The sequence below is a fragment of the Hymenobacter endophyticus genome (genome assembly GCF_032464715.1).
GTDB lineage: Bacteria > Bacteroidota > Bacteroidia > Cytophagales > Hymenobacteraceae > Hymenobacter > Hymenobacter endophyticus.
Map to the genome: position 1 here is coordinate 51,144 of NZ_JAWDJT010000013.1, position 14,355 is coordinate 65,498.

The following is a 14,355-nucleotide window of genomic DNA, read 5'->3' on the forward strand; positions in this document are numbered from 1 at the left end:
TAGCGGGTGCTGGCTTATTGCACTACCAATTCCTGCCTGACTTCTTTTAGCTGTTTTTCTGATACTACCCGGTAGGTGTACCTGCCCGGTGCCAGACGCAGGGGCAGAACATCATCGGTGGCCTGCACTTCGTGAACAAGGATGGGCGCAATGTCTTCCCGTACGGCCAACTCCGACTGTGGGTACAGCTGCACCAGCCGCCGACCAGTGGCCGCGGTGGGCCGGAAAGGGCGTAAATCCAAAGAAGCCGGCCGCACCTCACCCGCCCCGGCGTAGGGGAGGGGCAGTTGCTGTATATCGAAGTTATTGCGAACCGCTAATTCAGCCCCAGGATAAAGCGGGCGGCGCTGGCCATGCCGCAGCCGGTACACTACCTCGGCGGTACCAGGCATGGTGGCCGGCAACTTGCTAATGGCGTCGTTGGATAATTGGGACTGATTGATACGCAGCACCGGCCAACCCGTAAGCTCCGTGAACTGCTCGGGCATCGACTTTGCGGCAGACTGTCCCTGCATTACCAACTGACTATTCATTGGAGTAGCGCCGTAAATCAGCACCCGGGCCTGAGCATCCTGCCGCAGTGCGGCGTGGAGAGCAGCAGCCTGGGTCTGATTTTTATCTGTGAGTCCGTGGCTGGTATTATAGGCAATAAGCGTAAAACCCAGCCGCCGGGCCGTGCGCACCAGGTTAGCAAGCGTAGCTTCCCGGGTCTGCAGGCCTGCTTGCAGCGGCAGCGGGCTGAGCGTACTAGCCGCCGAATCTTCCAGCGCCTCCAAGGCCAGGTAGCGGAAGCCCTGTTGGTACAGGCCCGGCAGGAGGGTCATGGCCAGTGCCCGGTGCTGGGGCCGGATAGGGGATTCATCAAGTAATACCGCCCGGGCTGTAGCCGTCCGCCTCAGAATTTCTGGTATCGCCTCCACACTCACCAATGTATCCGAAGTAGCCCGGCGCGGCCGGGTTTGAGCAGTAGCCGCTTGGGCAGCAGGCAGCCGAATATTAGTGGAGCCCAAGCGCTGAAAATAGGCCACTGAATCAGTGTTACCAGCCAAGGCATGGTATTGGAGCAGGGTATAGAGTAGCGTGCCGTCCAGGGAAGGGTCGGCGGGGGAGTGGCGGCTTTGCGCCAGCGCTACCAGGGGGGCTAGGTAGTTGCCGTTCGGTTGGCTCAGAAACGCGCTGCTGGCCATGCGGCCAGGAAACATTGTGCGGGGCCAGCGCCCCGTTTGCACCGAGGGAAACGTGAACGTGACGAACTCCGCATCCATCTCCCGGCTCCGACTTTCGACAGTAGCGGCAGGCTGCGTTTTGGCTTCGTTGGTGGCCAGCAGGTACAGCCAGCCCTGCTTATCGGGTAGGGGCGCGGCATATTCCATCCGCAAATCGGGAGAGGTAGCAGTGGTGCGCTGGAAGCGGCCCTGCCCGGTTTCCTGAAAGCCAGCGGCGGCCCAATTGGGGCTGCCAGCTATGCGCAGAGCCCGTAGCTGATAGGCCGGCTCCACGGTGGTGTGACCCGTAAACAGCACGGCGGCCTGCTTACGCGGTACGGCCAGCTGCCGCAGGGTGGCCTGGGTGGCCGCATCGGGCCGGTTGCGCGGCTTCAATTCCAGGGCGTAGTCGCCGTTGAGCATCAGGCTGGTATTGAGCTGCTGGTTGTAAAACGTGATGGTAGTGGTGCTTTGCTGCTCATTGGCGCGGGTGAGCAAGTGAGGTGTGGCACAGGCTCCTAGCAGGAAGGCGGGCAGCAGATAGGAGGTGGCCAGACGCTGGCAGCGGAGGCGGTTCGGTAGCATAGAAAACACGTAAGAATGGGATACAGCCAGTAAGATAGGAGGAGTTAGCACTGTTTCCAGGCCTCTTTTCAGGGTAAAAGCTCACCAACTCTGTGCGGACGGCTAGTTGGCGGTACCTTTGGCTGCATGGTGCCAGAATAAAGTATTGGCACAAACACGCACAAACAAACGGGAGCGAAGCTTAAACCGGCACAAAAGCACCGTCTCACCATATACCAGCGGCGGCAAGCAGCCGCAGTGCCACATGCAGCATAGTCAAAAAATCTTCGTCAATTTGTACCCAATAAGAGAGTACGCCCCGCTCCTGACAGCCTGACAGGGTAACGGTGCCCAACTCACTTGTTATCCCTCATTGCTCTTTACATGAAATACTGGAAGTATTACCTGGTGGCCCTGCTGGTCATCGTTATTGATCAGCTCTCCAAATGGGCTGTGCACCGCTACATGCCCATGGGTATGCCCGGCGAAATTCCGCTGCTCGGCGACTGGTTTAAGCTGCATTACACGCTGAATCCGGGCATGGCCTTCGGGGTGGAGTTGCCGCCGCCGTACGGTAAAATTCTGCTTACCAGCTTTCGGTTGGTGGCCGTAACGGGTATTGCCTACTATATCTACAAGCTCTGGAAACAGCGCGCCCCTAACGGCCTGCTCGTGTGCATTGCCATGATTTTAGGCGGAGCTCTGGGCAACGTTATCGACTCTATTTTTTACGGTATCATCTACAATAACGCGCCCTATGGCTCGCCTACGCCCTGGTTTCACGGGCAGGTGATTGACATGCTGTACGTGGATATCTACGAAGGAATCCTGCCGGCTTCCTGGCCCTTGGTGGGCGGCTCACACGTCTCGCTCTGGCCCATTTTTAACATTGCCGATTCGGCCATCTTCGTGGGCGTGGCGCTGATTCTGCTGTTCCAGAGCCGCTTTTTCGCCCACTACGAAGCCGCCCACCCGCTGTCCGCCGATGATGCCCAGGCCGCCCAGGCCCGCCGCGACGCGGAAGCTTCGGAGGTGGCGTAAAATACCCTTGTCAAGGTAAAAAAGCCCGCTGGAATCGTTCCAGCGGGCTTTTTTTTGTTAACTATCATTTCGAACAAAGTGGGAAGTTGGGTCGCTTTATACTGGTCAATCCTACTTTCTCACTCCGTTCGGAATGACAATGCCTGGGCACTATTTACCATAGGTTGTGCACCAGTGGCTTGATGCGCTGCTCGTAGACAGCCTGTACAGCTTGCATTTGCTCAGGTGGAAGTTCGGGTAGCTCGGCCGCCTGCAGGTTCGAATGGAGCTGGTCGGGGCGGGAGGCACCGGGAATTACGCAGCTTACTTCCTCAAACATCAGCACCCAGCGCAACGCTGCTGGGGCTAGGTTGGGTTGATCAGGGAAAACCTTTTTCAGCTCCTCCACAGCCGCCAGGCCGGTTTCGTAGTCTACACCCGAAAAGGTTTCGCCCTTGTCGAAGGCGGCCCCGTCGCGGTTGAACTGGCGGTGGTCGTCGGGGGAGAAGGTGGTGTGGGACGAGAACTTACCGGTGAGCAGGCCGCTAGCCAGGGGTACGCGCACAATCAGCCCTACATCCTGGCGCTTCGCCTCCTGGAATAACAGCTCGGCGGGGCGCTGCCGGAACATGTTGAAGATGAGTTGGATAGTGGTGACATTGCTGAAGTTCAGAGCTTTAAGACCCTCTTCCACCTTTTCCACGCTCACGCCCAGATTCAGGATTTTGCCTTCCTCCTTGAGCCGGTCAAACAGCTCGAATACTTCGGGCCGGTAAAACACCTCGGTGGGCGGGCAGTGCAGCTGAATCAAGTCCAGGGTTTCGAGCTGCATGTTGCGCAGGCTGTTTTCCACGAAGCGGCGCAGGGCGGCGGGTTGGTAGGCTTCGCTGGTGTGGGGCTGGAGCTGGCGGCCGCACTTGGTGGCCACGTACACCCGCTCGGAGCGGCTGCGCACGAGGCGGCCCACGGCCTTTTCACTTTCCCCGTCGCCGTACACGTCGGCCGTGTCAATGAAGTTGATGCCTGCATCAACGGCGCTGTTGAGAATGGCGTCGGCGGTGTCGTGGCTGAATGGGTCGCCCCATTTGCCGCCCACCTGCCAGGTGCCAAGGCTGATTTCGGAAACGTTGAAGCCGGTTTTACCGAGTTTGCGGTAGTGCATAAGTGGTAGGTCAGGTTGAGTTAAAAGAGTAGCTAAAACGCCAGAATCAGCTCCCCGCCTAGGAAAGGAGAAGCTGGGGTGGTTGGTCGGAGCGTTGAACAGGGACTAGCTCTGGTATTCAACTACCGTTCTACTGGCATCAACCACACCCAAACCTCACTTCCAAGGAGGCGAGTTGGCGTAAGACATACGCCAAACGCGCGCCGCAAGCTACCGCGCGCCGGCCTATCTTTACCTTTTTCCGCTTCGATTCTCGTCGCCGTGTCCCAGCCCATCCTCTCCGTCCGCAACCTCACCATCGACTTTCACAGCCACCGGGGCAACACGCGGGCCGTGCAGGGTATTTCCTTCGACCTGCACCGGGGCCAGACGCTGGCCATTGTGGGCGAGTCGGGCTCGGGCAAGTCGGTTACCTCCCTGGCCTTGATGGGCCTGATTCCGCTGCCCCCCGGCCAGATTGTAAGCGGCGAAGCCCAATTCCAGAGCGAGGCGCTGGGGGAGGTGGATTTGCTGACGCTCACGGATAAGCAGCTGCAGCAGGTGCGGGGCAACGACATCAGCATGATTTTTCAGGAGCCGATGACCTCCCTGAACCCGGTATATACCTGCGGCAGCCAAGTGGTAGAGGCGTTGCGCCTGCACACTACGCTTACTGCCAAAGAGGCCGAATCCCGCACTGTGGAGCTGTTTACGATGGCCCAGTTGCCGCGCCCCGAGAAAATCTTTAGTAGCTACCCCCACGAAATCAGCGGGGGCCAGAAGCAGCGCGTGATGATTGCCATGGCCATGGCCTGCAACCCCGCCATCCTCATTGCCGATGAGCCCACCACTGCCCTCGACGTGACCGTGCAGGCCCAGGTGCTGCGCCTCATGAACGACCTGCGCCGCCAGCACAACACGGCCCTCATCTTCATCACCCACGACTTAGGCGTGGTAGCCGAAATAGCGGATCGAATTCTGGTGATGTACCGCGGCCGGGTGGTGGAGCAGGGTTCGGTATTGGATATTTTCACCAACCCCCAGCACCCCTACACCAAAGGCCTGCTGGCCTGCCGCCCAAAACTTTCCGTGGGCCGAAAAAAACTTCCCGTAGTGGCCGATTTCATGCGTGAAACGCCCGATGGAGGCTTTATTGCCACTGAAACTGCCGCTACGCAAGTGACTGAGACTGTTGCAGGTGAAACCACCGCTTTAGTCTCTCAAAGCGGCGTTGAAACCACCAAAACGTTCCCCGTGGAACATCGTGTTTCACGGCCGTCAGAACCGCAATTTGGTCTAGAAACGGCCCCGGGGCTGGAATCGGGGCAGCCGCTGCTGTTCGATGCGGCCGTGCCGGAGCCCCAGGGCTCAAGCTCTGAGCCAGTCAGCGTGGCAACGACGGAGACGGAAGCTACACCAGCGCCTTCCGTAGCTCAGAGTTTCAACCCTGGGGCACCCGGGCCATTCGCGCCAACCGCCCTGACAACTGACAACGACCAACCGACAACTAACCCCCAACCCATTCTTCGCGTCGAGAACCTCAACGTGCATTTTCCCATCCGCAAAGGCTTTTTCAACCGCAAGCCCGAGTTCGTGCGGGCCGTGGACGGGGTGAGCTTCGACATTTACCCCGGCGAAACTGTGGGCCTGGTAGGGGAGTCGGGCTGCGGCAAAACTACCCTGGGCCGCACGCTGCTGCGGCTGGTGGAGCCCACCTCGGGCAGCATCCTGTTTGAGGGGGTTGACTTGGCCACGCTGCCGGCCGAGGAGCTGCGCCGGAAGCGCCGGGAGTTTCAGATGGTGTTCCAGGACCCCTACGCCGCCCTTAACCCCATGATGACGGTGGGCGAGGCTATTCTGGAGCCCATGCGCGTGCACGGCGTGGGCAGCAGCAAGCCGGAGCAGAAGGCCAAGGTGCTGGAGCTGCTGCGCACGGTGGGCCTGCAGGAGGAGCACTACTTGCGCTACCCCCACGAGTTCAGCGGCGGCCAGCGCCAGCGCATCTGCATTGCCCGGGCCCTGGCGCTGCAGCCCAAGTGCATCATCTGCGACGAGTCCGTGTCGGCCCTTGATGTGTCGGTGCAGGCCCAGGTGCTCAACCTGCTCAACGACCTCAAGCGCGAGTTCGGCATCACCTACCTCTTCATCACCCACGACCTGTCGGTAGCCCGCTTTATGAGTGACCGGCTGCTGGTGATGCGCCAAGGCAAGATTGTGGAAAGCGGCCCCGCCGCCGACATCTACGCCAACCCCCAGCACGAGTACACCCGCCAGCTGCTGGCCGCCATTCCCAAAGATACCCCCGCCGATATCCGGGCCGCCGTAGCCAGCCGGGCGTAGAAAGAACGTTATGCCGAGCGCAGTGAAGCATCTCGCGTGCTGACGTTGTAATGGTGACTCAACGGCAGCACGCGAGATGCTCCGCTCTGCATGACGTTCTGTAGATGTAAGCACTTAACTACTTGTCCTGCATCTTAGAGGTAAATCTCATGTACGTCTACCTGCTCACCAACCCAGCCCGCACCGTAGTGTATACCGGAGTCACAAGTGACTTGGAGCGGCGCCTGTATGAGCACGGGCAGGGACTGGGGAAGGGCGGAAAGTTTACGGGCCGGTATCAGTGTAACCTACTGGTGTACTTCGAAGCGTGGCCGGATGCGCCGCAGGCTATAGCTCGCGAAAAAGAAATTAAAGGCTGGAGCCGTGCGAAAAAGGAGCGGCTCACTACCTCCTTTAACCCGACTTGGGCACCGATTGATTTGCAAACTTGGGACGGTAAAGCCACCACAGAAAACTAAAGCGAGGTGCTGCATGTCGCACAGAGAAGCCGCCAAAGCATTGCGCGTGCTCACGCTGACGAACTATTCCTGACATCGGAGCTGTTCAGAAAACTGTGGAACGTCATGCCGAGCGCAGCGAAGCATCTCGCGTGCTGACGTTGAGTTACTATTGCAACGTCAGCACGCGAGATGCTTCGCTGCGCTCGGCATGACGTTCGATGCTACCCCGCGTACACAACCCTCAACCGGCCTTGTTTTACCCCGGAATAGTTATTCCGCGCTATATTCCGTATCATCTCTCCGAAGCCCGGAACCGGGCTGGATTACTTTACCTCGGGAAACCTCGTAGTAATACTAGTTTCCCACTTACTCAACCCCGCCGCCTGCGAAAACGACAACCACTGGCGGCTCCTTTTCTACATGAAAGAAAAAGACGAACCCGCCGCCCCCCGCGCCTCCCGCGCGAAGGCAGCCCGTGGCGATAAAGCCACCACTACGCCCACCGAAATCAGCCAGGATGTGGTGTTCCGCATCTTCCGCGACAACCCCGGCAAGGTGCTCTCCTACCGCCAGCTCTCCCGCCGCCTGGGCGTGACCACCAAGGAGCAGCGCGACGAAATTTTTGCCCACCTGAAAAGCCTGAAGCAGAAAGGCCTGCTCACGCTGCTCCAGAACGACGAGTACCGCCTCACGGAGGCCAACGCCGCTCAGGCCGCCACGGAGCCCGCCGGTGGCCGCAAAACCCGCCGCAACGAGCGGGAGCCGTTTGCCGCCACCAACCGCCGCGCCGGCCGGCCCGTGGAAACGGAGTTTGGCCAGGACCCCGTAGTGCACCGCCGCCGCGAGGCCGGCTTCGATTTTCCCAACGCCGACGACCCCACCATGCCCCACCGCCGCAACCGGCCCGAGGGCGGGGGCGAGGTGATTACCGGCACGGTGGCCCTGGCTACCTCTTCCTACGCCTTCGTGATTTCGGAGGAGAGCGAGCAGGACGTGCGCGTGTTTACTGACCGCCTCAAGTTTGCCATGCACGGCGACACGGTGCGCCTACGCCTGCGCGGCTCCCGTGACGGCAAGCCCGTGGGCGACGTGCTGGAAGTAACCAACCGGGTGCGCCCCGAGCTGGTGGGCCGCCTCCACATGCAGGGCGTCGTGGGCTTTGTGAAGTCCGACAACCGCAAGGTGTACTTTGAGGTGATGGTGCCTGAGGAGGAGCTGCACGGGGCCCAGCACGGCGACAAAGTGCTGGTGCAGATTACCGAGTTTCCGGACGGCGACACTGGCCACGTGCCGGTTGGCACGGTGAAGCGCAGCTTCGGCCAGGCTGGCCAGAACGAGGCCGAAATCAACGCCATCATGGCTGAGTTCGGGCTGCCGTTTGAGTTCCCGGCCGAGGTGGAGGAGGAGTCGGAAAACATTTCGCTGGAAATCCCGCAGGCCGAAATTGCCCGCCGCCGCGACTTCCGCCACATCACCACCTTCACCATCGACCCCGCCGACGCCAAGGACTTCGACGATGCCCTCAGCATCCAGCAGCTCGAAAACGGGCACTGGGAAATTGGCGTGCACATTGCCGACGTGACCCACTACGTGCGCCCCGGCATGGCTCTGGAAAAGGAGGCCCGCTACCGCGCCACCTCCGTGTACCTCGTGGACCGCGTGATTCCCATGCTGCCCGAGCGCCTCAGCAACGGCCTCTGCTCCCTGCGCCCCAACGAGGATAAGCTCACCTTCTCGGCCGTGTTTGAGCTGGATGAGCGGGGCAAGCTGTACAGCTCCTGGTTCGGTAAAACCATCATCCACTCCGACCGCCGCTTCGCCTACGAAGACGCTCAGGAGCGCATCGAAGGGCTAGACTCCGACTATACCGCCGAAATTCAGCTGATGAACTCCATTGCCAAAAAGCTCTGTGCGCAGCGCTTCAAGCAGGGCGCCATTAGCTTCGAAACCCAGGAGGTGAAGTTCAAGCTGGATGCCGAGGGCAAGCCGCTGGGCGTGTATGTGAAGGAGCGCAAGGATGCCCACAAGATGATTGAGGAGTTCATGCTGCTGGCCAACCGCAAGGTGGCCGAGTTCGTGTTCAAGCTCAAGCCCCGCAAGCCTCGCCTCACCATGGTGTACCGCGTGCACGATGCCCCCGACGAGGACCGCCTCCAGAACTTCGCCCTCTTCGCCCAGAAGTTCGGCCACCAGCTGGACCTCTCCAACCCCAAGAAGCTAAGCGCCGAGCTGAACGACTTGAGCAGCGAGGTAGTGGGCCGCCCGGAGCAGAACGTCATCCAGTCGCTGGCCATCCGGACCATGGCCAAAGCCACCTATACCACCGACCCGCGCGGGCACTTTGGCTTGGCCTTTGAGCACTACTCGCACTTCACCTCGCCCATCCGCCGCTACCCCGACATGATGGCCCACCGCCTGCTGGAACACTATCTGGAGGGTGGCAAGAACATGGAAGTGGAGCCCATTGAGGAAGAGTGCAAGCACTCCTCGGAGCGCGAAAAGCTGGCCGCCAACGCCGAGCGCGCCAGTATCAAATTCAAGCAGGTGGAGTTCCTGCAGAACCGCATCGGCGACCAGTTTACGGGCGTTGTATCGGGCCTCACGGAGCGGGGCCTCTACGTGGAGATTCAGGAAAACAAGTGCGAAGGCATGGTGCGCATTGCCGACATTCCCGGCGACTACTACGAGCTGGACAAGGACAACTACCGCCTGGTGGGCAAGAACTCCAAGCGCATCATCCAGTTCGGCGACGAGCTGCAGGTGGTGGTGAAATCGGCCAACCTGCTGGACCGCACCATCGACTTTGAGCTGGTGGATAACCGCCCCGACGCGGTGAAGCGCCGGGAGCAGGAAGAACGCGCCGCCGGCCGTGAGTCGCGCCGCGGCTACCGCCCCGAGCGGAGCAGCAAAGGCGGCCGCCCCGAGGGCGGCGGCAAGTCCGGCGGTGGTAAGCCGGGCGGCGGCAGTAAGCGCCGCCGGTAGCCGCCGGCATGGCAAGGCCGAAGAACACTCCGCGCATCAGGCGGCATCCATTCGTCCTTCCCCGCGCCCCTGACTCTGACCTACAAAAAAGCCCCCGATGCACTCAGCGTCGGGGGCTTTTTGCTGCTGCCTGCCGGGCTCAGAAAATCACCGGAACCGTGAGGGCCGTGGGAACCGGCTTGCCCTCCCGGCGGCCGGGCATGAACCGAGGCAGGCGGCGTACGCACTCTACCGCCGCCGCATCGTAGGCCGGGGAGAGGCCGTGGCCGGCCGCTACCCGCACCTCGGTTACTGCGCCCGTGGCGGCTACTACCAGGTTCACCAATACGCGGCCGTGCTGCCGGGGGGCGCGGGGGCGTTGCAGGTTCTGGCGGAGGAAGTTCAGCATATTCTCCTGCCCGCCGGGGAAGGCCGGCATCACTTCCACGTAGGTGTACTTGCCGGTCGTGAGGGGCAGCGAGTCGATGACCACTGTAATAGCGGAGGCAGGAGCAATGGGAGCTGGTTTGCGGGCCGGGCGCGGTAGAGGCGTCACGGGTGCGGGCGGCCGGGCATCCCACCAGTTGTAGGAGTTCTGGGCGGTGCCGGGGTGGGCGGCCAACAGCAGGGCCAGGAAAGCGGTTGTCCGGAGTAGGGGTAGCGGCATGGATAGGGTTCTTGCTGCCCGCTACAAACGCCTGAACTCTGCTTTCCCGTATAGAAGGTGATGGCGCTGCCCGGCCGGTTTCCCCGGCTTCCCGCAACCCGCCGTACCTTGCCGGCCTCAACCTTGACCCTGCCATTCGTGGACCTTTCTTACTTCACCGATAAACTCTCGGCCAGCCTTTCCGGCCTCTCCTACGGCGAGCAGCCCACCACCCTCTACGAGCCCATCCGCTACATCATGGCCCTGGGCGGAAAGCGCATCCGGCCCGTGCTTACCCTGCTCGGGGCCCACCTCTTCACCGATGAGCTGGACGCCGTAGTGAAGCCCGCGTTGGCCACCGAAGTCTTCCATAACTTCACCCTGCTCCACGACGACCTGATGGACCAGGCCCCCCTGCGCCGGGGCCAGGCCACCGTGCACGAAAAGTGGAATCCCAACGTGGCCATTCTGAGCGGTGATGTGATGCTGGTGCGGGCCTACGAGCTGCTGCTGGACGTGCCCCCGCACCTGCTGGCCCACGTGCTGCGCCGCTTCTCCCAGACCGCCGCCGAGGTGTGCGAGGGCCAGCAGTGGGACATGAACTTCGAGACGGAAACGGAGGTCAGCATCGACCAGTACCTGGACATGATCCGGCTGAAAACGGCCGTGCTGCTGGGCTTCGCCCTGGAGCTGGGCGCTCTGCTGGCCGGCGCTTCCCGGGAGGATGCAGACCACCTGCGCCAGTTCGGGGTGGGCATCGGGTTAGCCTTCCAGCTCCGCGACGACCTGCTGGACGTGTACGGCGACGCCGCCACCTTCGGCAAGCGCGTGGGCGGCGACATCGTGAGCGACAAGAAAACCTACCTGCTGCTCACGGCCCAGGCCCAGGCCAGCGAAGCTCAGCGCGCCACCCTGGCCCGCCACATCGGCCAGCCCGTACCCGATGCCGACGCCAAGGTGCGGGCCGTGCGCGCCATCTACGATGAGCTTGAAATCCGCCCCCAGACGGAAGAACTAATCAACCGCCACTTCCTGGATGCCTTGCAGCATCTGGAGCGCGTGGCGGCCCCCGAAACGCGCAAAAAGCCCCTCCACCAGCTGGCGTTGCAGCTGCTGGAGCGCGAGCAATAATTCCCGGTTACGCCGGGCCCCTCATCTACTTTTCTTCGCTTTAGCTTCATGGAACTCTCCCCAACCCTGGTGATGGTCGTCCTGACCGTCGGCATTTCCCTTTACGCCTGGTCCAACCAGAACCTATACGACAGCTGGGTGCTGGACCCCTACCGCGTCAAGCGCGACAACGACTGGTATCGGTTCGTTACCTCGGGCTTTCTGCACGCCGATTTCGGCCACCTGCTCTTCAACATGATTGCCCTGTACTCCTTCAGCCAGACGGTGGAGTACATCTTCCTGCAACTGTTCGGGCCTACTACCGGCATCCTGTACTTCCTGCTGCTGTACCTGGGCGGCATCGTGGTGTCGGATATTCCCACCTACCTGCGCCACCGCGACGACCCCAACTACCGCAGCCTCGGGGCTTCGGGCGGTGTGTCGTCGGTTATCTTCTCGGCCATCCTGTTCAACCCCCTGGGCAAGATGCTGGTGTTCCCGCTGCCCTTTGAGATACCCAGCTTCATCTTCGGCTTCCTCTACCTGGGCTATTCCTACTACATGGGCCGCCGCCGGGGCGACAACATCAACCACGACGCCCACTTTTACGGGGCGTTGTACGGGCTGGTGCTCACGTTTATCCTGGTACCTCGGGTGGGCAGCATCTTCTGGTCCCAGATTCAGGAATTTTTGTTTTAATATGCTGGTTATCAACAACTTAATATAAAATATATATGATACACCATATCCATTTCACATACGGGCCGTACATCGGTGGGAAATCTCTCCACCTAACACACCCTACACCATGAACAAGCTACTCAAGAACATCAGCTTCCCGCCGGCTACGCTGCTCGCGCTACCTCTTATGCTGGCCCTCTCCAGCTGCAGTAAATACGACCAATACGGCAACACGCGCTTCATCTGGATTATCATTCTGGTGCTGGACGTGCTGGCCATGTTCGACGTGTTCCGTCAGCCCTGGACGATTGGCAAGAAGATTCTGTGGCTGGCCATTATCTACTTCATGCCCTTCCTGGGTCTGATTATCTACTACATGTTCTCCGGCCGCGGTAAGTCCAACACCGGCATCGTATAAGGCCGCAACTGCCTTAGCGAGTAACAAAAAGCCCCGGCGCAGTCCTTGCGCCGGGGCTTCTTGCTTTCAGTGAGCACCGTACTACTGGCCCAGCAGATGCTGCTTTTCCATGCGGGCCACGTGCCGCAGAATCTCGCCGGTATTGGTGATTTCCGTGGCCTGCCAATGGTCGCCGCGGTCCTGCATCTTCACTTCCAGCACCACCGTAGTATCGTAGCGGGGCTGTGTAAACTCCAGCCCGATGAAGGCCTGCTCGCCCTCCTCCCGGGAGTATTTCACGCCTTTGAAGCTGCTGCCCTGGCCCACTACTTTGTCGGCCAGGCCCAGGATAGATACGTTTCCCAGCCGCTTCGGAGTGGCCTCGGTAGCGGCCGTGGCCGAGCCGGTTTCCACGTAGCGTTTCACTTCCTGCCGGGCGGCCTGTGCCAGTTGGGGCTTCAGCAGACGTAGCGCACCTTTCATGGCTATGCCGCCGGGGTTCAACAGGCCCAGGGCACTGCTCTGGCCGGCCACCTGATCTACCAGGCTGCCCGTCACGCTGGTCACGTCCACGTAGCGTTCAAAAGCGGCGGCATCGTGGTCGGTTACGGCTTTGTAGGCCTGCATAAGCGAGTATTCCGGGCCGGTGCTCAGCTTGCGGTAGTACCAGTAGCCGCCCACGGCCAGGGCCGCCAGAAGCAGAATGAGAATGGTTTTTTTCATGGGGATAAGCTGCTGAAAAGTTGCTGCACTGCGTATACGGCAGGCACAATTTGCCGTGAAATCTTTCCCCGAATTTCCCCGAATCGATGGCCGTACCCGAACCTGCTTCCCCGTTTCCTCAGATCCACGGGCACCGTGGCTGCCGGGGCCTGCTGCCCGAGAATACCCTGCCGGCCTTCTGCCGGGCGGTTGAGCTGGGCGTTGATGTGCTGGAGCTGGATATAGTGGTTTCAGCTGACCACCAGCTGGTGGTTTCGCATGAGCCCTGGATGTCCGCCACCATCTGCCGCACCCCGGAGGGCCGGCCAATTGAGCCCCATGAGCAGCTCGCGCATAACCTCTACGCCCTGCCCTACGCCCGCATCCGGGAGTACGACTGCGGCAGTATACGGCACCCGCTCTTCCCGGAGCAGCGGCCCGTCGCGGCCTGCAAGCCTTTGCTCCGGGAGGTGATCGAAACCGTAGATGCCCTCACTGCCCGCCTCCGGTTGCCGCCCGTGCAGTTCAGCATAGAAGTGAAAAGCAGCCCGGCCGGCGACGGTATCTGGCACCCGGCTCCGGCCGGGTTTCTGGCCCTGCTGTTCGCCCAGCTCCATAGCTTGCGGCTGTTCCCGCGCACCACTTTACTGTGCTTCGATAAGCGCATTCTGCAGCTTGCCCGGGAGCAGGAACCCGCGCTCCGGCTTTGCCTTCTGGTGGAAGACGACCGGCCGATTCAGGACCATTTGCAGGAGCTGGGCTTTCATCCCGAAGTGCTGGGTCCCGACTTCCGGCTCCTGACCAGCGAAGTGGTTACCGGGTTGCGGCAGCTCAACATTGCCCTTGTTCCCTGGACGGTGAATACTCCCGCTGATCTGGAAAACATCCGCTCGTTCCGCCCCTTGGGCATCACCACCGACTACCCTGACCGGCTACTGGCCATGCGGGCAAAAGAGCGTACCTGAGCACTGTCCAAGCCGCTATTCTGAACGCCTCACCGCTGCAAAGCGGTGGGGCGTTTACTTTACAGGCTTCGTTACACGGCGATGTTGCAGCTGTATACGTGATATGTATTTGTTACAGTGTAAAATCGTAAATCATAGAATCTGTAACGTTAAAATGCATTGTAAATTTGTATCAATACACGT

The 14,355-nt window shown here is 60.7% G+C and carries 12 protein-coding genes; 8 read left to right on the forward strand and 4 right to left on the reverse strand.

The features are described from left to right. Positions 1–14: 14 nt before the first annotated feature. Positions 15–1,790 carry a hypothetical protein gene (locus tag ROI90_RS17340; RefSeq protein ID WP_315999622.1) on the reverse strand — a complete coding sequence of 592 codons (1,776 nt, stop codon included), beginning with the start codon at positions 1,788–1,790 and terminating at the stop codon, positions 15–17. Between the two features lie 363 nt (positions 1,791–2,153). Here ROI90_RS17340 and ROI90_RS17345 point away from each other — a divergent pair, with 363 nt between their 5' ends. Next, complete coding sequence (locus ROI90_RS17345) at positions 2,154–2,810, forward strand: lipoprotein signal peptidase (RefSeq protein ID WP_315999623.1); 657 nt, start codon at positions 2,154–2,156, stop codon at positions 2,808–2,810. Between the two features lie 154 nt (positions 2,811–2,964). On the opposite strand, the gene ROI90_RS17350 is transcribed toward ROI90_RS17345, so the two are convergent. Continuing rightward, the gene (locus ROI90_RS17350) at positions 2,965–3,951 is read right to left on the reverse strand and encodes an aldo/keto reductase (RefSeq protein WP_315999624.1); all 987 of its coding nucleotides are present in this window, start codon (positions 3,949–3,951) and stop codon (positions 2,965–2,967) included. A gap of 261 nt (positions 3,952–4,212) precedes the next feature. Here ROI90_RS17350 and ROI90_RS17355 point away from each other — a divergent pair, with 261 nt between their 5' ends. From ROI90_RS17355 to rnr, 3 genes are all read left to right on the forward strand, one after another. After that, on the forward strand, positions 4,213–6,270 hold the full coding sequence (locus ROI90_RS17355; RefSeq protein ID WP_315999625.1) for an ABC transporter ATP-binding protein: 2,058 nt from the start codon (positions 4,213–4,215) through the stop codon (positions 6,268–6,270). Positions 6,271–6,419: 149 nt separating this feature from the next. Then, complete coding sequence (locus tag ROI90_RS17360) at positions 6,420–6,728, forward strand: GIY-YIG nuclease family protein (RefSeq protein ID WP_315999626.1); 309 nt, start codon at positions 6,420–6,422, stop codon at positions 6,726–6,728. Positions 6,729–7,130: 402 nt separating this feature from the next. Beyond that, positions 7,131–9,692 carry a ribonuclease R gene (gene rnr / locus ROI90_RS17365; RefSeq protein WP_315999627.1) on the forward strand — a complete coding sequence of 854 codons (2,562 nt, stop codon included), beginning with the start codon at positions 7,131–7,133 and terminating at the stop codon, positions 9,690–9,692. Between the two features lie 139 nt (positions 9,693–9,831). On the opposite strand, the gene ROI90_RS17370 is transcribed toward rnr, so the two are convergent. Then, positions 9,832–10,338, reverse strand: coding sequence for an energy transducer TonB (locus tag ROI90_RS17370; RefSeq protein WP_315999628.1), 507 nt, complete (start codon positions 10,336–10,338; stop codon positions 9,832–9,834). A gap of 138 nt (positions 10,339–10,476) precedes the next feature. Here ROI90_RS17370 and ROI90_RS17375 point away from each other — a divergent pair, with 138 nt between their 5' ends. The 3 genes from ROI90_RS17375 (at position 10,477) to ROI90_RS17385 (ending at position 12,526) form a co-directional block, all read left to right on the forward strand. Further along, entirely contained in the window at positions 10,477–11,448 is a 972-nt protein-coding gene (locus tag ROI90_RS17375) for a polyprenyl synthetase family protein (RefSeq protein ID WP_315999629.1), read from the forward strand. 48 nt (positions 11,449–11,496) lie between these two features. Further along, positions 11,497–12,126 (forward strand): rhomboid family intramembrane serine protease, encoded by a 630-nt coding sequence (locus ROI90_RS17380; RefSeq protein WP_315999630.1) that lies wholly within the window; start codon positions 11,497–11,499, stop codon positions 12,124–12,126. A 109-nt stretch (positions 12,127–12,235) separates the two neighbouring features. Next, the gene (locus ROI90_RS17385; protein WP_315999631.1) at positions 12,236–12,526 is read left to right on the forward strand and encodes a PLD nuclease N-terminal domain-containing protein; all 291 of its coding nucleotides are present in this window, start codon (positions 12,236–12,238) and stop codon (positions 12,524–12,526) included. A gap of 81 nt (positions 12,527–12,607) precedes the next feature. On the opposite strand, the gene ROI90_RS17390 is transcribed toward ROI90_RS17385, so the two are convergent. Then, positions 12,608–13,228, reverse strand: coding sequence for a hypothetical protein (locus ROI90_RS17390; RefSeq protein ID WP_315999632.1), 621 nt, complete (start codon positions 13,226–13,228; stop codon positions 12,608–12,610). A gap of 86 nt (positions 13,229–13,314) precedes the next feature. Here ROI90_RS17390 and ROI90_RS17395 point away from each other — a divergent pair, with 86 nt between their 5' ends. After that, positions 13,315–14,172 carry a glycerophosphodiester phosphodiesterase family protein gene (locus tag ROI90_RS17395; RefSeq protein ID WP_315999633.1) on the forward strand — a complete coding sequence of 286 codons (858 nt, stop codon included), beginning with the start codon at positions 13,315–13,317 and terminating at the stop codon, positions 14,170–14,172. The last annotated feature ends 183 nt before the right edge of the window (positions 14,173–14,355 follow it).